At 61.9% G+C, this 17956-nt stretch carries 16 protein-coding genes and 1 pseudogene; 8 read left to right on the forward strand and 9 right to left on the reverse strand.

The genetic code is table 11. The features are described 5' to 3' along the window. Nucleotides 1-136: 136 nt before the first annotated feature. The 4 genes from C5F75_RS26840 (at nt 137) to C5F75_RS26855 (ending at nt 4842) form a co-directional block, all read left to right on the forward strand. On the forward strand, nt 137-1111 hold the full coding sequence (locus tag C5F75_RS26840; protein WP_059639046.1) for a hypothetical protein: 975 nt from the start codon (nt 137-139) through the stop codon (nt 1109-1111). Between the two features lie 108 nt (nt 1112-1219). Further along, nucleotides 1220-2131 carry a LysR substrate-binding domain-containing protein gene (locus C5F75_RS26845; RefSeq protein ID WP_099317173.1) on the forward strand — a complete coding sequence of 304 codons (912 nt, stop codon included), beginning with the start codon at nt 1220-1222 and terminating at the stop codon, nt 2129-2131. Nucleotides 2132-2271: 140 nt separating this feature from the next. After that, entirely contained in the window at nt 2272-3588 is a 1317-nt protein-coding gene (locus tag C5F75_RS26850; protein WP_104012957.1) for an MFS transporter, read from the forward strand. Nucleotides 3589-3600: 12 nt separating this feature from the next. Then, nucleotides 3601-4842, forward strand: a complete 1242-nt coding sequence (locus tag C5F75_RS26855) for a metal-dependent hydrolase family protein (protein ID WP_104012958.1) — start codon at nt 3601-3603, stop codon at nt 4840-4842. Nucleotides 4843-5042: 200 nt separating this feature from the next. On the opposite strand, the gene C5F75_RS26860 is transcribed toward C5F75_RS26855, so the two are convergent. Further along, nucleotides 5043-5396 carry a hypothetical protein gene (locus C5F75_RS26860; RefSeq protein ID WP_258048600.1) on the reverse strand — a complete coding sequence of 118 codons (354 nt, stop codon included), beginning with the start codon at nt 5394-5396 and terminating at the stop codon, nt 5043-5045. A 409-nt stretch (nt 5397-5805) separates the two neighbouring features. On the opposite strand from C5F75_RS26860, the gene C5F75_RS26865 reads away from it, so the two are divergent. Continuing rightward, the gene (locus C5F75_RS26865) at nt 5806-7401 is read left to right on the forward strand and encodes a TIGR04141 family sporadically distributed protein (RefSeq protein WP_104012959.1); all 1596 of its coding nucleotides are present in this window, start codon (nt 5806-5808) and stop codon (nt 7399-7401) included. Nucleotides 7402-7983: 582 nt separating this feature from the next. On the opposite strand, the gene C5F75_RS26875 is transcribed toward C5F75_RS26865, so the two are convergent. The 3 genes and pseudogenes from C5F75_RS26875 to C5F75_RS26885 form a co-directional block, all read right to left on the reverse strand. Next, nucleotides 7984-9846, reverse strand: coding sequence for a methyl-accepting chemotaxis protein (locus C5F75_RS26875; protein ID WP_104012961.1), 1863 nt, complete (start codon nt 9844-9846; stop codon nt 7984-7986). 169 nt (nt 9847-10015) lie between these two features. After that, nucleotides 10016-10084 (reverse strand): annotated as a pseudogene (locus C5F75_RS26880) (motility protein B); the annotation flags it as partial. A gap of 34 nt (nt 10085-10118) precedes the next feature. After that, nucleotides 10119-10781: a glutathione S-transferase family protein gene (locus C5F75_RS26885; RefSeq protein ID WP_059575280.1), complete on the reverse strand. Its 663-nt coding sequence runs from the start codon at nt 10779-10781 to the stop codon at nt 10119-10121. 286 nt (nt 10782-11067) lie between these two features. Here C5F75_RS26885 and C5F75_RS26890 point away from each other — a divergent pair, with 286 nt between their 5' ends. Beyond that, complete coding sequence (locus tag C5F75_RS26890) at nt 11068-12423, forward strand: polyhydroxyalkanoate depolymerase (RefSeq protein WP_104012962.1); 1356 nt, start codon at nt 11068-11070, stop codon at nt 12421-12423. Between the two features lie 226 nt (nt 12424-12649). Here C5F75_RS26890 and C5F75_RS26895 read toward each other — a convergent pair whose 3' ends face one another. The 5 genes from C5F75_RS26895 to C5F75_RS37365 all read right to left on the reverse strand — a co-directional run bounded on the left by C5F75_RS26895 (nt 12650) and on the right by C5F75_RS37365 (nt 15603). Next, nucleotides 12650-13084, reverse strand: a complete 435-nt coding sequence (locus C5F75_RS26895) for a cupin domain-containing protein (protein ID WP_104012963.1) — start codon at nt 13082-13084, stop codon at nt 12650-12652. 81 nt (nt 13085-13165) lie between these two features. Then, the gene (locus C5F75_RS26900) at nt 13166-13933 is read right to left on the reverse strand and encodes an ABC transporter ATP-binding protein (RefSeq protein WP_059575345.1); all 768 of its coding nucleotides are present in this window, start codon (nt 13931-13933) and stop codon (nt 13166-13168) included. Between the two features lie 33 nt (nt 13934-13966). Beyond that, entirely contained in the window at nt 13967-14680 is a 714-nt protein-coding gene (locus C5F75_RS26905; RefSeq protein WP_059575275.1) for an ABC transporter permease, read from the reverse strand. Next, a complete protein-coding gene (locus C5F75_RS26910; protein ID WP_059575273.1) occupies nt 14677-15366 on the reverse strand; it encodes an ABC transporter permease in 690 nt (229 codons plus the stop codon). The genes C5F75_RS26905 and C5F75_RS26910 overlap by 4 nt, the downstream gene beginning before the upstream one ends. Before the next feature lie 90 nt (nt 15367-15456). Beyond that, nucleotides 15457-15603: a hypothetical protein gene (locus C5F75_RS37365; protein WP_226094222.1), complete on the reverse strand. Its 147-nt coding sequence runs from the start codon at nt 15601-15603 to the stop codon at nt 15457-15459. 659 nt (nt 15604-16262) lie between these two features. On the opposite strand from C5F75_RS37365, the gene C5F75_RS26920 reads away from it, so the two are divergent. Both C5F75_RS26920 and C5F75_RS26925 read left to right on the forward strand, forming a co-directional pair. Beyond that, entirely contained in the window at nt 16263-16577 is a 315-nt protein-coding gene (locus C5F75_RS26920; RefSeq protein WP_081066526.1) for a hypothetical protein, read from the forward strand. A gap of 132 nt (nt 16578-16709) precedes the next feature. Then, nucleotides 16710-17837, forward strand: a complete 1128-nt coding sequence (locus tag C5F75_RS26925; protein ID WP_059575268.1) for a porin — start codon at nt 16710-16712, stop codon at nt 17835-17837. The last annotated feature ends 119 nt before the right edge of the window (nt 17838-17956 follow it).

The raw sequence follows: 17956 nt of genomic DNA on the forward strand, positions 1-17956 counted from the left end.
CATGGCGACGAGCCCCCTCGGCTGCGCACCGATCGTGGCGTCTTTCGCCGTCGCACGGAGCGCGGCTCCGGATGCACCTGTGAGATCAACTACCATACGATAAATCCAATCGGCCTCGACAGACCACCCACGCGCCATGACCACACCTGCCGACGACCCTGCCTCGCCCGAACTCGACGACACGCCGACTCGACCGGATCGGGGTGCGCAATCGACGCCGCGCATCATTGTGCTGCCGGCGCATCTGCGCAGCATCCCTTCCTGCGAAGGCGTTCCCGATCTGTTCAGCACCTACCTGATCAATATCGGGCTGGCGCTGCTGTTCGGCACGATGTTCACGGGGTTGCTCGTCAGTCCGTTTTACGACGGCTCGCTTTTCGACAAAGGCTTCATCGTGTTCGTCCTATGGCTCGCGATGCTGGGTGTGAGCGCGTGGGCCGTGAGGATCGCCATTCGCGCCGCGAGACATGCCGGCGCCTGGTTCGAGGTGGACTCGACCGGTTTTCGCTATGGCCTCGGCACACGTCCGGAACCGGCCGCCATCCCGAAAGAACAGTGCGTCGAATGGCGCGAAGCCGTCGCGAACCCCGACCGGCTCTATGACGTCGAATACAACACGGCGTCCGGCGTCACCCGGCGCCCCGCGAACTTCCAGTTCTGGCGACGCGCCACGCGCGAACCCGTCGCGGCCTATACGCTGCGCATGAATCTTATCCCGACCGACGCCGACGATGCCATTCGCTGCGCGGGCTTCAAGAATCGCCATGACCTGCTCGTCGCCATTCTGTGCGGCCTCGCGCATCAGGGGCTGCGCTTCAATCGCAATACCTTCATTGCCGCCGGCATTCATCCGGAGACCTGGCAGAAACTCAGGACGCCGTGGCGAAAGGCCGCCGTCTTTTTCTCCATGCTCGCCGCGCTCGGCCTGCTGGCCTTCTTCATCTGGGGGCGCCTCTCCCTGATCTTCTCCTTCGCGATCTGGATCGTTACGTTTTTATATTATTGCGGCGAGGGAAAGTACGACTTCTCTCCGGATATCAAGAACTATCCGCGAGGGCCGATCGTGTTTCGCGTCGACGATCGCGAGAAGGCCGACGAAAGTGGTCGTTGAAGCAGCCGGCGCCCGCCCGGGGGGCGGGCTTTCACCCATGCGCGGGTCTGCGCTTCCGTCGCGATCCCCGCTTATGATGTCGCGAGCCACACGACCCTCACGCCCGCCATGCGCATCACGCCTCTCCCGCCCCTGCAGTGCCTCGTCGCGTTCGAAGCCGCCGTGCGGCACGCGAGTTTCACGAAAGCCGCCGCGGAACTGCACCTGACCCAAAGCGCGATCAGCCGCCAGATCCAGCAGCTCGAGGAATTCCTCGGCCGCTCGCTGTTCGTTCGCGAACACCGTTCGCTGCGGCTGACGATCGCCGGCGAACAATACGCGGCGCAGGTCCACCATCTGCTCACGCAATGCGCGGAAGCCACGCACAACGTGATGAAGCCGTACGGCGATCTCGAGCTGACGATCGCGTGCTCATCCGGTGTCGCACTGCTGTGGCTCACGCCGCGGCTACCGAACTTTCGCGCCACGTATCCGAACATCAAGCTGCGCCTGATCGTGCGCGATAGTCTTGCATCGATGTCGCCCGCGGAATTCGACGTCGGCGTCTACTACGTGCGCCAGCAGGCGCCGGCCGAATACACCGCGCGCCGGCTGTTCGACGAAGAAGTGTTCCCCGTCTGCGCGCCCGGCTATCTGGCCGGCCGCACGCTCGACGCGGCCGATCTCGCGAACGAAACGCTGCTGCGCCTCGAAGACGGCCAGCGCCAATGGATGTCGTGGTCCGAATGGTTCGACCTGAACGACGTCGACAGGCAGAAAGCGCAGCCGCAGGACATCACGATCAACTCGTATCCGCAGATCGTGCAGATGACGATTCTCGGCCAGGGCGTGTCGCTCGGCTGGCGCTACATGATCGACGCATGCATCGAGGCCGGGCTGCTCGTGCGCGTGACGGCAGCGTCCGCGAGCCACGGCGGCGGCTATTACGTGATCTCGCCGAACGACCGCGCGCAGAACCAGGCCGCCCGCCTGTTCACACGCTGGCTGTTCGAACAGGCGGAGCAGCAGACCGGGGCCTGAATGCCCCGAACGCCCGAACACGACGCATGCGTGCAGCGCATGCGTGCATGCGAATCTTTCGTTTCAGAAAAAAATCCGGCTCTCCTTAGTATGGGCTTCACGCGGGGCAGCCGTCCCGCCTTCTGACCAAGGAAGAGACCATGCAAGGAACGCTTTCCCCGCGCGCCGCGCCTTCCGTCGATGCGGCGGTGCAACAGCGCCGCCGCGCCATCGTCGCGACCGTCATCGGCAACGGCCTCGAATGGTTCGACTTCACCGTCTACAGCTTCTTCGCGGTGATCATCGCGAAGCTGTTCTTCCCGACCGGTAACGAACTGACATCCGTACTGCTCACCGTCGCGACGTTCGGCGTGGGCTTCTTCATGCGGCCGGTGGGCGGCATCGTGCTCGGCGTCTATGCCGACAAGGTCGGACGCAAGGCCGCGCTGTCGCTCACGATCCTGCTGATGGCGGCCGGCACCGCGCTGATCGGGATCGCGCCGACTTACGAACAGGCCGGCATCGCCGCGCCGCTGATGATCGCCGTCGCGCGGCTGCTGCAAGGCTTCTCGGCCGGCGGCGAGATGGGCGGCGCCACCGCGTTCCTCACCGAATACGCGCCGCCGGAGAAGCGCGCGTATTACTCGAGCTGGATCCAGTCGAGCATCGGCTTCGCGGTGCTGTTGGGTGCGGCGACCGGCACGTTCGTCACGACGTCGCTCGACACGCAGGCGCTGCATAGCTGGGGCTGGCGGCTGCCGTTCCTGCTCGGGATCATCGTCGGGCCGGTCGGTTACTTCATCCGCAGCCATATCGACGAGACGCCCGCGTTCAGCGCCGTCGAATCGCAGGCGAAGGAAAGCTCGCCGCTGAAGGAAGTGCTGCACACCTACCCGCGCGAAACGTTCGCGAGTTTCTCGATGGTCATCCTGTGGACCGTCTGCACATACGTGCTGCTGTTCTACATGCCGACCTATTCCGTGCGCACGCTGCATCTGCCGCAATCGACCGGCTTCACGGCCGGCATGGTCGGCGGGCTGATGATCATGTGCTGCTCGCCGATCGTCGGGCGACTCGCCGACGCGTGGGGACGGCGCGTGTTCCTGTCCGGCTCGGCGCTCGCGATCCTCGTGCTCGCGTGGCCGATGTTCTCGTGGATCAACCATGCGCCCGGGTTCGCGTCGCTGATCGTGTTCCAGGCCGTGTTCGGCGTGCTGATCGCGACCTATACGGGGCCGATCCTCGCGGCGTTCGCGGAGCTGTTTCCGACCAAGGTGCTGTCGACCGGGTTGTCCGTGGCGTACAACTTCGCGGTGACGATCTTCGGCGGGTTCGCGCCGTTCCTGATCACGTGGCTCATCGCCCGCACCGGCAGCAACATGGCGCCCGCGTTCTACGTGATGCTCGCGGCGGCCGTCAGTTTCGTCGGTACGCGCTTCGTGAAGGATGCGAAGCGTGCGGCTTCCGCGACTCGATAAGGATTTTTTCCCATGACCATTACCGTGCTTCAAGGCGGCAACGTGCTCGACCTCGAACGAGGCGTGTTGCTCGAACATCATCATGTCGTGATCGAAGGCGAGCGGATCGTCGAAGTCACTGATCGGCCGGTGGATTTGCCGAATGCGCAGGTGATCGATGCGCGAGGCAAAACCGTGATGCCCGGGTTCATCGATTGCCATGTGCATGTGCTGGCGTCGAATGCGAACCTTGGCGCGAACGCGACGCAGCCGAATATTCTCGCGGCGATTCGGTCACTGCCGATTCTCGATGCGATGTTGTCGCGTGGGTTTACCAGTGTGCGGGATGCGGGGGGCGCGGATTGGAGCCTGATGCAGGCGGTCGAGACGGGGCTGATTCCGGGGCCGCGGATTTTTCCGTCGGGGAAGGCGCTGTCGCAGACCGGCGGGCATGGGGATTTCCGGCCGCGCGGCGATGTGCTGGAGCCCTGCTCCTGCTGTTTCAGGACGGGGGCGATTGCGCGAGTGGTCGATGGCGTCGAAGGCGTGCGGCTCGCCGTGCGCGAGGAGATTCAGAAAGGCGCAACGCAGATCAAGATCATGGCGTCAGGCGGCGTGGCTTCGCCGACCGATCCGATCGCGAACACGCAGTATTCGGAGGACGAGATTCGGGCGATCGTCGATGAGGCCGAGGCCGCGAATACGTATGTGATGGCGCATGCGTATACGGGGCGGGCGATTGCGCGGGCCGTGCGATGCGGCGTGCGGACGATCGAGCACGGGAATCTCGTGGATGAAGCGGCCGCGATGCTCATGCATGAGCGGGGGGCGTTCGTGGTGCCGACGCTTGTAACTTATGACGCGTTGGCGAAACATGGGACGGAGTTTGGGATGCCAGCGGATTCCATCGCGAAGGTGGCTTCCGTGCAGCAGAAAGGACGCGAGTCGCTTGAGATCTATGCAAAGGCCGGCGTGAAGATGGGGTTCGGGTCGGATCTGCTCGGCGAGATGCATGCGTTTCAGTCCGGCGAGTTCCGGATTCGGGCGGAGGTGCTTGGGAATCTGGAAGCGCTCAGGTCGGCGACGACAGTGGCGGCGGAGATCGTCAATATGACCGGGCAGCTTGGGGTGGTTGCCGTGGGGGCGATTGCCGATCTCGTCGTGCTGGATGGGAATCCGCTCGAGGATATCGGAGTCGTTGCCGATGAAGGGGCGCGGGTCGAGTATGTGTTGCAGCGGGGGGCGGTTGTGAAGCGGCGGGTTGGCGGGCGGTGATTGGACGCCATTCGGTAGCTTCGGCAGGCGCAGCGCGGCCTCACGGGCCTTGCGATCGTGACAGTTGTTGACGATGGCTATCGGTGTGAGTCGCGGCGTTCGAGACAATGGCCGGGGCGGTGTCGCCCCGGCGGTCAAGCGCATTCGGGAAACGCTTGCGTCCCAGTCGCTAGAGCCGCATCAAGCGGCCCTTGCAGACGTTATAGCGGCGACGGTCCCCGGTCAGGATCGTGGTACGACTGCTCTCGCAACGCCAACTGGCTGTAGTCCGGCGTGATCGTGATCTGCCGGGTCACGTAGTTGGTGTCCAGGTATACGCGGTCGCCAGGCTTGAATCCGAAGATCTTGAAATCAATGTCGATCGCCTGCATCCACGGCAGGTACGGCCAGCCCCGCTTGGGAAGGTCCGGGTAATTGCGCAGGACCAGCTCAAACGTCTTTTGCATGTTGACGGGTTTGTTCTTTCTACGACGTGGCTTAGTATTGGCGTCAGCCATTTCCGACTCCTTGGGTGAGTTGGTGGTGGTCAGCGGGTCGTATGGGTTGCCGCCCATGCGGCCCGCGCTTCTTTGATGCCTCGGGTTTCCCCTTCTTTCTCCCCTCTTCGCTGGGTCTTGTTGGGCAAGACGGCTTTCTTTCGACCATCGGGGCGGAGGGAGTTGCGTTCAGCTTCCGATGGCGAGAAGCATGGCTTCATGACCAGTGTAGTCGGCCTGGCATCTCATAATTAGGGAATTGAGGGGGCTTGGCCGAAGGGCATAGGGACCGGAGTGCTAAAAAACCGTCATGCGAATGAGTTTCATTTAACTAATTATCGGACCTCAACTGAGAGTAGAAGGGACTGTTGGATACACCACCGCTACCCATTTTGCGGCCTCCCCTCATGGCACGTTCCAGAAAAATATGTAAAATTCTCTGAAGACAAAAAGCGCAGATACCAACACTAGGCTAATCGGGGGCACGATGACAAACGACAACGGGGGAACTCGTCTTTCGGCGAGTATTTATTTGCTCAAGAAATCCAAGACGGACGAGGCGCTTGAACTAATCAAAAGCATGAGCATTGCTGAGTATCCCTTGGACATCGAAACCTCCGAAGGAGCATTGTATGAGCTGCCCGCTGCCACCGATACGCCAAAGTGGCGCAATGTGCTCACGTCACTGCTCTTAGACAAAAGCACTCCATCTCTTCAAAGCCAATATCCTGGAGCTTTGCTATGGATATGGCGTGGCGGCAAGACATTTTTGTTTACGTTCGGGTATGGCCATACCAAAGTAAAAAGTGAGTGGATCGAGCCAGATTTTGGAAAAATTGTTGTCCAGGCGGTTGTGCCTCAAGGTCAACTTAGAGAGGTTCGTGCTGAACAAGTCTTTGCGCGACGTCATATAGCGAGCGAACGTGCCCCACGGGCCGCTGCCATTCGCGAATTTGGCTTTGAAGCCGATCGAGATCTCGTGGCAGGCATGGAAGGAGTTCCTGAAGATTGCTACAAAGATGCGTTTGGCGGTCGAGTAAGTGGTGCCACGTCATTCAAATTCGAACTTTCGATCTCGAAGCTGAATGACACACTTGATCTTATTATTCAGCGCTATGATTCGAATGAACATCGTAGCCGATGGCCTCAAGCTAACAACTTGGTTCCCGTAAAAGACGAAGATAAGATTCTTCGCTTAAATACCGAGCTCGAAAAAATCCTCTCTCACTCAAATCCTGAGCAGAAAATTTCATTATCCGCCCCAACCGAACGTAATGGCGATAGCCCATACGCACATCACTTCGTTATTGGCCGCATGACCAAAAACGTTGCAACATCACCATATCTTACATTTTCAAGCTGGCAAAGTTACTTGTCGTCCAAGGGCTATGATTTAAACGTAGATTCCGCAAAGAGTACTGCCGTTCATCTCCTTGATGAGGAAAAAAATGAATTCGCAATCTGCTCTCTGTACCAATGCATAGGAACGGAAGTCGACCTGAACAAGACAACGCATGTCTTGTCATCAGGAATCTGGTATTCCACCGGACAAAAATTTATTAAAGATACCAATATCACTTTATCGACCCTCACCGCTCCAGCTCTCCCCCTCATCAATTGGAATTTTTCCGATCATGAAGGGGACTACAACATCGCCGCGTGCAGCGTGAACTCGGATCTCTGGTTATTTGACAAGGAATTGATTAATTTTGGCGGAGGAGCGTCACGCTTTGAATTTTGTGACATTATGCACCTACCGACAAAAACCCTGTATTTTGTCAAGCATCCAGCCGGATCTGCCGGTGTCAGTCACTTATGCGAACAAGTCAGACGGACAGCGGAAATCTTCTTCTCGCCGGATCCCGGGTATCGAGAAAAACTGCTTCACCGGGTAAAAGCTGTTGGCAAAGGGTGGAGTGTCGACTGGATGAGTACGCAACCAAAACGTCACGAGTGGAATTTGTGTCTAGTTCTAATGGGAAAAAATCTTAGCCAACTTCCATTTTTTGCAAAATGCGGAATAGCTCGCCTTCTTCGCGAACTCGAAAAAGGGGGCTTCAATGTAAAATTTCAAGCTGTTTAGAAAAAATTTACCACCGCACTCAACCAAGGAGAAACAGAGTGGCGTTAAAATGTAACAACACCGATATGCTGATCGATTTCGTGAAACAAAAGCATCCTCAAGCAGAGTTCTCAAACCCAACACACTTGCAAACAAAAATAAATTTTCCTTGCGGTCTAGTTATGAATATTTTCAATACCGGAACTGTCAATTTTCAAGGCAACAGTCATGAAAATCGCATCGCCGCCGATCTACTCAATGTAATTGACGCGATCAATAGATAATTATCCATTGATATTAGTGCAGCCGGCCAATATGGTGCCGAATTGGGCAGCATCAGATCTCTCCTTTCAATTCGCCGCCACACTCGTCCGGCTGCCTCTTACTGCTTCGTAGCCACCATTTTTCCGAACTCTTAGTCCAGTAGAACGACATCGGGGCACGCGTGTGCTATCGAACAACCGCGTCAGCCATCGATCACCAGCATCTGTGCCGCGAATGGCGAATAGTTTCCCCTGCCACTAACAAGAGCGGCAAGAGCGGCTACCGTGCCCCACGGCAGACGCTCTTAGAATCACCTAAAGCCGCACTCCCGCCCCCTCCTTACTCATCCACCTTAAAAGCCGAAACCAGCTTGGTCAATTCCGCCGCCTGCTGCTTCAAACTCTCCGCGGCCGCCGCGCTTTCCTCGACCAAAGCCGCATTCTGCTGCGTCATCTGATCGAGCGACTGCACCGCATCCCCGATCTGATCGATCCCGGCACTTTGCTCCAGACTAGCCTCAGCAATCTCGCTCATCATCGCGCTAACGCCCTGAACCTGCGACACCACATCGCTCATCACCTTCCCCGCCTCACTCACGAGCCGCGACCCGGCACCCACCGTCCCCGCGCTATGCTCGATCAGCGATTTGATCTCCTTCGCCGCCTGCGCGCTACGCTGCGCCAGATTCCGCACTTCCGAAGCGACAACAGCAAATCCACGCCCCTGCTCCCCCGCCCGCGCCGCCTCCACCGCGGCATTCAACGCCAGAATATTCGTCTGAAACGAGATACTGTCAATCATCACGATGATCTCGGAAATTCGTTGCGAAGCGTTACTGATCTGCTCCATCGTCGTCACGACCTCGCCCACCACCTGCCCGCCACGCGCCGCCGTGTCCGCCGCGCCGTTGATCATCTTCGCGGCCGTCGTCGCCGTCTCGGTGTTGTTGCGCACCACGGCCGTGATCTCTTCCATCGACGAAGCCGTCCGCTCCAGGTTGCTCGACTGCCCTTCGGTACGCTCGCTCAGATCCGCATTCCCCGACGCAATCTGCGCCGACCCGGTCGCGATCGAAGCCGAAGCCGCACGAATCCGATGAACCAGCGTCGACAGCGACGACACGAACCGGTTGAACGCATCCGACAACTGCCCGATTTCGTCCTGGCTCTCCACCGCCATGCGGCGCGTCAAATCACCCTGGCCGCTGGCAATTTCCGACAGCAGCGTCGCCGCACGCCTAATCGGCGCAGCAATCGCACGCCCCACCAGCCAGATCACGAGCAACGCAACCCCAAGCCCCACCACCGCCGCGACCAGCGCCGCGCTGCGAATCGCACGCGTCACCGGCCCGAGCAGTTCGGCCTGCGGCACCTGAACGACCACATACGCATTCAGCTCCGGAATGAACGACGTCGCGATGAAGCGCGCGCCGCCATCACCCTCGTAGCTCAGGTACGCATACGGCTTGCCCACAAGCAACGTCGCCGACGCATCACCCGGCAGGCCCGGCTCATCCTTCAGGAAATGCTTGCCGTCGATCAGCGACGTATCGCGATGCATCATGATCGCGCCGTCGGGACGCACGAGATACGCAAATCCGGTCTCGCCGATCCGGTAAGCGGAGATGCCCTTCGCGAGCGCATCGACGGACAGGCTCATGCTTGCCGCGCCAACCGGCACGCCGTCGAGTTCCACGCGGCTGTTGATGAACATCATGTAGCCGCCGACGGTCACTTCGCGATCCATGTTCACGTCGTACGCCTTGCCCGACGACAGGAAGCTGGTGAGCCACTGATCCTTGTCGGTCACCTTCCGCTGCAGGCCGGCTTCGTTGTAGTAGTTGCCGCTCTTCACCGACACCCACTGCACGGACGCGGCTTTCTGCTCGTCCTTCACGTTCTTCGCGAGCTGGATCCAGTTACGCGTGCCGGCATCGGGTTCGCCGTCGGCTTCCCACTGCAGCAGAAACGCATCGCGCGCGAGAATGCGCGACGCGGCGATCGGGCCGGCCATCTGGCGCTGCACGTCGGCGCGGATGCCGTTGACGGCGGTCGGCAGTTCTTCGCGCACGACGCGATCGCGCACCGCGTTGCCGATCAGTCGAACGCTGAGCCCACTCGAAATCGCGACGAACACGAGCAGGCAACTCGTCATGCTGAGAATCAGCTTGTTCTGAATGGAAAGCTTGCGCCAGAAATGCATGGGGAACCCTCGATAACCGCTCGGTCTGAGCCAGATTGGGTTATCGGCAGGCGGGCGCAGAAACGCATCGCTGATTTCAGATAGCGATCATTCGAGATTCGTTATGTTGTTGTCGGGCTGGCATATGCGGCCGCCTATATAGGCAGAAACGGCGCAACCTGAACGCCAATCAATACGCGACGAAAATCGTCACGCGCCGGTTTCGCGCTCTTGATGCCGCATCGTCCCCCGCGACGAGCATTGAAATGCCTGCCACGATCGCCCGCGTCAGGTCAGAACTCCATATCGAGTTCGTCGATGTCTTCGTGCTCGGCCTTCGCCGCGTCGATCCACTCGGCGACGAACGGGTGCGTGAGCACCTGCATGCAGTACTCGGCGACGTCCGGTTCGAGCTTCACGTCATAGGTCAAAAAGCGCGTGACGACCGGCGCATACATCGCGTCGGCGATGCCGATCTCGGCCCCGAACAACCATGGGCCGCCGTACTCGGCCAGGCACTCGCGCCAGATCGTCACGATCCGCTCGATGTCGTGCTGCGCGCGCGACCAGATCCGGAAGCCGGGGAAATGCCCGCGCAGGTTCATCGGCAGCGCGGATCGCAAGGCGCTGAAGCCGGAATGCATTTCGCCGCAGATCGACCGGCAATGCGCGCGAGCATGGCGTTCGTCGGGCAGCAGCCGCGCCTGCGGCCTGATCTCGTTCAGGTATTCGGCGATCGCGAGCGTGTCCCACACCGCGTTGCCGTCGTGCGTGAGGCACGGCACGAGGATCGACGGCGACAGCAGCAGCAGCTCCGCGCGCGAAGCGGCATCGATCGGCACGCTGATCGTCTCAAACGCGAGCCCGCTCAGCTTCGCGAGCAACCAGCCGCGCATCGACCACGACGAGTAATTGCGGCTGCTGATGGTCAGCGTCGTCCGTGCGTTGGATTCCATGTCGCTCACCCTGCTGAATGTCGTTCGTGCCCCTGCACCGTAAACGGACGCGCCGCATGACCGCGCGCACCACGCCCGTGCAATCCGCTCGCCGAAGTGGCGCACCGTCACACGGCATCGCGACAGGTGTCGCGCGCCCGACCAGCAAGGCAATGCATCGCCTTCGCCCGCTGATCACCTACCGCGCGCGTCGCCGCGCTCCCGAACCGCTGCAACGCGCGTGCCAGCTTCATGCTGGCATACGGCTTGCCTCGTTCCTTGCAATGCAGCATCACGAGCGACGGTCATGAATCTGCTTGCCTATCCGTTTTATCAATGGTCTGCGGAATGCCTGCGCCCGGCGCGTGCATGGGCAGCCGCCACGCGCGCGACGATGTCGCTGTGGCCGCCGGCGACGTCGACGCCAACGGGCCGCATGGTCGACGCGCTGTGCGAACTGCTCGAATGCTGCGCGTTCTCGCATCGGCGGCCGCCGTTCGGGATCGCGTCGGTCGTCGTCGACGGCGAAACGGTGCCGATCGTCGAGGAAGCGGCCGCGGCCACGCCGTTCGCGACGCTGCTGCATTTCCGCAAGGCGCGGCCGGTCGCGCGCCAGCCGCGCGTGCTGATCGTCGCGCCGATGTCCGGGCACTTCGCGACGCTGCTGCGCGGCACGGTGCGCACGATGCTGGCCGATCACGACGTGTACATCACCGACTGGCACAACCCGCGCGACATCCCGCTGGCGGCCGGGCGTTTCGGTTTCGACGAATACGTCACACACGTGATCGACTTCATCCGTCACATCGGCCCGGACGCCCACGTGCTCGCCATCTGCCAGCCGACCGTCGCGTCGCTGGCCGCGGTCGCGCTGATGGCGGCCGGCGGCGATCCGGCGCAGCCCGCGAGCCTCACGCTGATGGCCGGCCCGATCGACTGCCGCGTGAATCCGACGAAGGTCAACGCACTCGCGACGAGCCAGCCGATCGAATGGTTCGAGCGCAACCTGATCAGCGTGGTGCCGACAGGTTTTGTCGGCGCGCAGCGGTGCGTGTATCCGGGCTTCGTGCAGGTCGGCGCGTTCATGTCGATGAATCCGGACCGGCATGCTGCGTCGTTCGCCGATCTGTACTACGAACGCGCGAAAGGCGACCCGGCGAAAGCCGACACGTTGCGGCATTTCTACGACGAATATTTCGCGACGGCCGACCTCACCGCGGAGTTCTATCTGGAAACGGTCGAGAAGGTGTTCCAGCAGTACGCGCTCGCACGCGGCGAGCTGACGGTCGACGGCACGCTCGTCGAACCGGCGGCGATTCATCGCACCGCGCTGTTGACGATCGAAGGCGAGAAAGACGATATCTGCGCAGTAGGCCAGACGGTGGCCGCGCAGGAACTGTGTTCGGGATTACCGTCGTACCTGAAGACGCACCATGTACAGACGGGCGTGGGACATTACGGCGTGTTCAACGGCAGCCGGTGGGACACGCAGATCTATCCGATCGTGCGGGCGACGATCCACGACAACGAGCCGTACGATCGCACCGCGGATACGCAAGGCGACATGAGCGGCGCGCACTACATCACGCTGCGTGCGCTGCTCGATGCACGTGCATCCGGGATCGATGAGGCGACCGAGGCGGAATCGGATCACGCGCACTGAACGCGGCTGGCGCCACGGTGAATTGCCCCGCCCCGCCGGAGATGCGGGTGATGTTGGCCGCGACATTCGAGCGGCGTGCGAGCAAAACCCCTCGCGCGGATCTTCGCAACCCTTTGGAATTCGAAGCAATGTGCGGGAGCGGAGAACGGGGCGCAGAAGTTAGCGGATCAATAAAAAACCGCCTGAATGCAGGCGGTTCTTCGAAAACGCACACCCAACCGGCCAGCTAGGCACCGGCCTCACCCCACGGCGTCAGCTCCGGCACCGCGCATGGGCCTTCAACGTCGATCGATTTGAAGTCGGCGGGCCCGACGATCTCCAGGTACTCCATGTCCGGCGAGTAGTCGAACAGGTAGTGGACGATCCCCGGCGCCTGATGCACGCAGTCGCCGGCGGCCACCAGCGTTTCCTGTTCGCCGTACATGAAGCGCGCCCAGCCCTTCAGCATGATCACGATATGGAATTCGGCTTCGTGACGGTGCCAGCCGGTGCCCGCCTCCGGTGCATGATTGGCCCTGACGAGTTGCGCGACGACTTTGCCGTTCGTCGCGGCGGCGATACCGAGATCGCGGTACAGGAAAAAGTCGCGCAGGCCCTCGCCTTGAAAGGCGGTGTCCTGCGGCTTCACGTGGGAAAAAGCAGTGGTGGTCGGCGTGCTCATCGCGGTGCTCCTTCATCGAAAGGATCACGCGAGACAAGCATTTAGCGTTCCAGTTTGCGGCGGCGCGAAACGCGCGCGGGCTTACTTCAACCGTCCCGACAGAAACTGCCTAAGCCGCTCGCTCTTCGGATTCACGAGAATCTGCTGCGGATCGCCCTCTTCCTCGATCTTCCCCTGATGCAGGAAGATCACGTGGTTCGACACGTTGCGCGCGAAGCCCATCTCGTGCGTGACGACGACCATCGTGCGGCCTTCCTCGGCGAGCTTCTGCATCACCTTCAGCACCTCGCCCACCAGCTCCGGATCGAGCGCGGATGTCGGCTCGTCGAACAGCATCACTTCCGGCTCCATCGCGAGGGCGCGCGCAATCGCGACGCGCTGCTGCTGGCCGCCCGACAGGTGCGATGGATACATGCCCTCGACGCGCGGCGCGAGCCCGACCTTCTCCAGATACGTGCGCGCCCGCGCGGTCGCCTCGTCCTTGCCGACCCCGAGCACGGCCATCGGCGCCTCGATCACGTTCTCGAGCACCGTCATGTGCGCCCATAGGTTGAAGTGCTGGAACACCATCGACAGCTTCGTGCGCATCCGCTGCAGTTGCTTCTGGTCGGCCACGCGCAGCGAGCCGTTGCGCTCGCGCGTGGTCTGGATCGGCTCGCTGCCGATCGTGATCTGCCCCGAGCACGGCTGTTCGAGGAAGTTGATGCAGCGCAGGAACGTGCTCTTGCCGGAGCCGCTCGAGCCGATGATGCTGATCACGTCGCCGGCCTTCGCCTTCATCGACACGCCCTTCAACACCTCGTTGTCGCCGAATTTCTTGTGCAGGTTGTCAACGGTAAGCTTGTACATGCGGAGTCCTTCGTTGCGGATCATGCGAATGCGTTAATGGCTGCGCGGCGCGAGGTACGCGAGCCAGCGCGTCTCGAGCTTGCGGAACGCCCAGATGAGCGCGAACACGACGACGGCGTACAGCACGGCAGCGATGCCGTAGGCCTGGAACGACATGTACGTCGCCGAATTGACGTCGCGCGTGACCTTCAGGATGTCGGGCACGGTCGCGGTGAACGCGAGCGTCGTCGCGTGCAGCATCAGGATCACTTCGTTGCTGTAGCTCGGCAGCGAGCGGCGCAGCGCGGACGGCAGGATGATGCGCGTATAGAGCTTGAAGCGCGACATCCCGTAGGCCATCCCGGCCTCGATCTCGCCGGCCGACGTCGCCTTGATCGCGCCCGCGAAGATCTCGGTCGCATACGCGCATTCGTTCAGCACGAACGCGAGCAGCGTGCAGTTCATCGCGTTGCGAAAGAATGTGTCGAGGAGCACGTGGTCGTGCACGACCTGCAGGCTGTAGATGCCCGTGTAGCACATGAGCAGTTGCACGTAGAGCGGCGTGCCGCGGAACACGTACGTGTAGAGCCACACGGGGCCCGAGATCCAGCGGTTCGACGACGCGCGCGCAATCGCGAGCGGCACGGCAAGTGCGAAACCGAGCGCGATCGAGACGACCAGCAGCCACAGCGTGATCGCGAGGCCGCTGAAGCGGTAGCCGTCGGTATAGAGAAAGTTTTGCCAGTACTGGCTGACGAGTTCGATCACAGTGCAAGCCTCCGGACGCCGACGGAATAACGCTTCTCGAGGTGATGCAACACGACGTTGGACACCGTCGTGATCGCGAGGTAGATCGCGCCCGCGGCCAGCGTGAAGAAAAAGAAATCGAGCGTGCTCTTGCCGGCGTCCTGCGACGCCTTCACGACATCGGCAAGGCCGATGATCGACACGAGCGCGGTGGCCTTCACGAGCACCTGCCAGTTGTTGCCGATGCCCGGCAACGCGAAGCGCATCATCTGCGGAAACAGGATGCGGCGAAACACGCGCCAGCCGCTCATGCCGTACGCGAAGCCGGCTTCGAGCTGGCCGCGCGGCACCGCGAGGAACGCGCCGCGGAACGTTTCGGTGAAGTACGCGCCGTAGATGAAGCCGAGCGTGATGACGCCGGCGACGAACGGATCGATGTCGATCTGGCGCCAGCCGAGCGCGTCGGTGACGTTGTTCAGCAGGATCTGCATCCCGTAGAACAGCAGCAGCATCAGGACGAGATCGGGCACCGCGCGGATCAGCGTCGTATAGAAGGTGCCGATCGACTTGAGCATGCGGTGGGTCGACAGTTTCGCGCTCGCACCGATGAGGCCCAGCACGAGCGACGCGGCGAGCGACAGCACCGCGAGCTTCACGGTCTCGACCGTGCCGGCCCACAGCAGCGGGCCAAATCCTTGAAAGATCATATGAAGAATCCGGAACGATGTGGCTGGATCGTCAATAGCCATTAACCGCGCATCAAACGAGTTTTGCGCGCTGACTGATGCACCTGCTCATCAGCCCGGGCGCAGCGCGCGGCGCGCGGGCCGATCAACCGCCGTAGACGTCGAATGCGAAGTACCGAAGCGGATCGTCGACCCATCGTTGGCATGGGCACCGACCGCGATGCAAGCGGGGGCAATACTGAGCGCGAGTTTCTTCATGGCGTTCCTGTCAGAGGCGAACTGGGCGGGCCCTGTCGGGCAGCCCGCGCCGGCGCCGCCGGCACCGCGCCCCCGCCGCGAACCCTGCCAACCCGGCGATCGCCCCTTCGGGCGACGCTCAAAGTTGTACATACAACTTTGCCTTTTTCGAGGAATGCCCGGCAATCCGGGTTTATCTCTAGTCGTCGGCGGATTCTTGCATCGATGAAATTTTTCCCTTGTTTTTCAACCAATTGCGCATCACATCAAGTCAAACACGGGACTTCTCCCAACGATCGACCCAGACTAGAGACGCGCCCTCACTTGTCTATACTTATCCAGCCATCGTCAGGTTTCCCGTTCGCCGAGCCGACCGTTCCCGGCCCGACCAGCGGGCGGGCGAATGGCGATTCCGCTGGTGGATGCCCGGGCCGAATCGGCCGCGGTTGGCATGTGCGGCGCAAGTTCGCCGTGTACCCGCGCACGCCGCGCAAGCGAATGCCTTTACGAGAAGACCGAACTCGTCGGGGCGGAACCAGGCGGTATCGCGTTTTTACGGGTTCTTTTCGGGGTGGGCGCGAGTCTATACACCGCATCGTCACCGCGCTTCCTAGAATGGGCGCCATGTCCGATATGCGATCTCTGCAGTGCGGAGCACGATGCGACCCGGGGATGAACACATGAAATCGACCAGAACCGAATGCGCTGCTTCACGCGGTCTGCCGCTCGCCCGTTCGCGGCGTCGTTGTGCCGCGGACCCGCTCGTGCTGCTGTCGATCCGCGTCGAATCGGACGACCTTGCGCTCGTGCGGCGCCAGTTGCATCAGGCCGTCGGCGCCGCGCTCAACTGCTACGCGGCCTCGCTCGACAGCCGCACCGGGCGCGCGTGCATCGAGCTCGAAGTCGCGCGCTCGCAGGCGTCGCCCGCGATCCTGTCGATCCTGCGCGTGCTGCCGGCCGCCGAGTTCGGCACGATCCGCCTGTTGCAGCACTAGCCGGCATTCGCCGCCGCGCGTGACACGTGTCACGCGCTCCCGCTTTCATCGATTCGCACACGTGTGCCCGCGCGGGCACGCGTGACGGATCGCCGTTCCCGTCGCAACGGGCCTTTCCAGGAAATACATGCAATGAAAAAAGCAGTTGTCGGAACTCTCTCGCTTGCACTCTTCAGCGCCGCCGCGCACGCGCAAAGCAGCGTCACGCTCTACGGGATGCTGGATGCCGGTATCGCCTATACGAACAACCAGTCTGGCAAAAGTACGTGGCAGCAAGGCAGCGGGCTGCTGTCGAATACGGTCTTCGGGCTGAGCGGCAACGAGGATCTCGGCGGCGGCCTGCACGCGCTGTTCCGCCTCGAAAGCGGCTTCAATCTGAACAACGGCACGCAGTCCTATCGAAATACGACGTTCGGCCGCCGCGCGTACGTCGGGCTGCAGAGCGACCGGTACGGCGCGCTGACGCTCGGCCGTCAATACGACGCCGTGGTCGACTATCTCGGCCCGCTCGCGATGGCGAACAACGGCGACGGCAACAACCTCGCGTCGCATCCGTTCGACAACGACAACATCGACGATTCGTTCTACATCGACAACGCGGTGAAATACACGAGCCCGACGCTCGCCGGCTGGCAGTTCGGCGGCCTGTACGGGTTCAGCAACGCGGCCGGCGGCTTCGCGAGCAACCGCGCATACAGCGCGGGCGTGTCGTACGCGAACGGGCCGGTCAGCCTCGGCGCCGCGTACCTGCAGCTCAATCGCGGCGGCCTGACGGCCGGCGGCGCACTGTCGACGAACGACGCGCCGAACTTCCCGGCCGTCCGGCAGCGCGTGATGGGCGCCGGCGGCAGCTATGCGTTCGCCCGGCTGACGATCGGCGCGTTGTGGACGCACTCGATGTTCGACGAGACGGCCGCGTCGTCGCTGCCCGGCGCGCTGAACGCGCTGCGCTTCGACAACTACGAGGTCAACGCGCGCTACGCGCTGACGCCGGCGGTCTCGTTCGCGCTCGCCTATACGTTCACCGACGGCCGCTACGACGACGCAACCGGCAGCCACCGGCCGAAGTGGCACCAGGCGACGCTGATGGCCGACTACGCGCTGAGCAAGCGCACCGACGTGTACGCGGAAACCGTGTACCAGCACGCGTTCGGCGTGCCGTCGGGCGCGACGCTCGGGTTCGCGAACGTCACGGGGCTCGCGGCTTCGTCGACGCGCACGCAAGTGGTCGCAACGGTCGGCATCCGGCATCGGTTCTGATCGCGCGCGAGCCGCCGCGGGCCCGCCGCTCTGTGCAATCCCGCATGGACGCGCGCCGGCCGAACAGGGATCATTCGGGGAATCCGGGCCGGCGCGCCCGCGAAACCGGTACACTCGGC

Origin of the sequence: Burkholderia anthinoferrum (assembly GCF_002925705.1) — a bacterium.
GTDB classification, from domain to species: domain Bacteria; phylum Pseudomonadota; class Gammaproteobacteria; order Burkholderiales; family Burkholderiaceae; genus Burkholderia; species Burkholderia semiarida.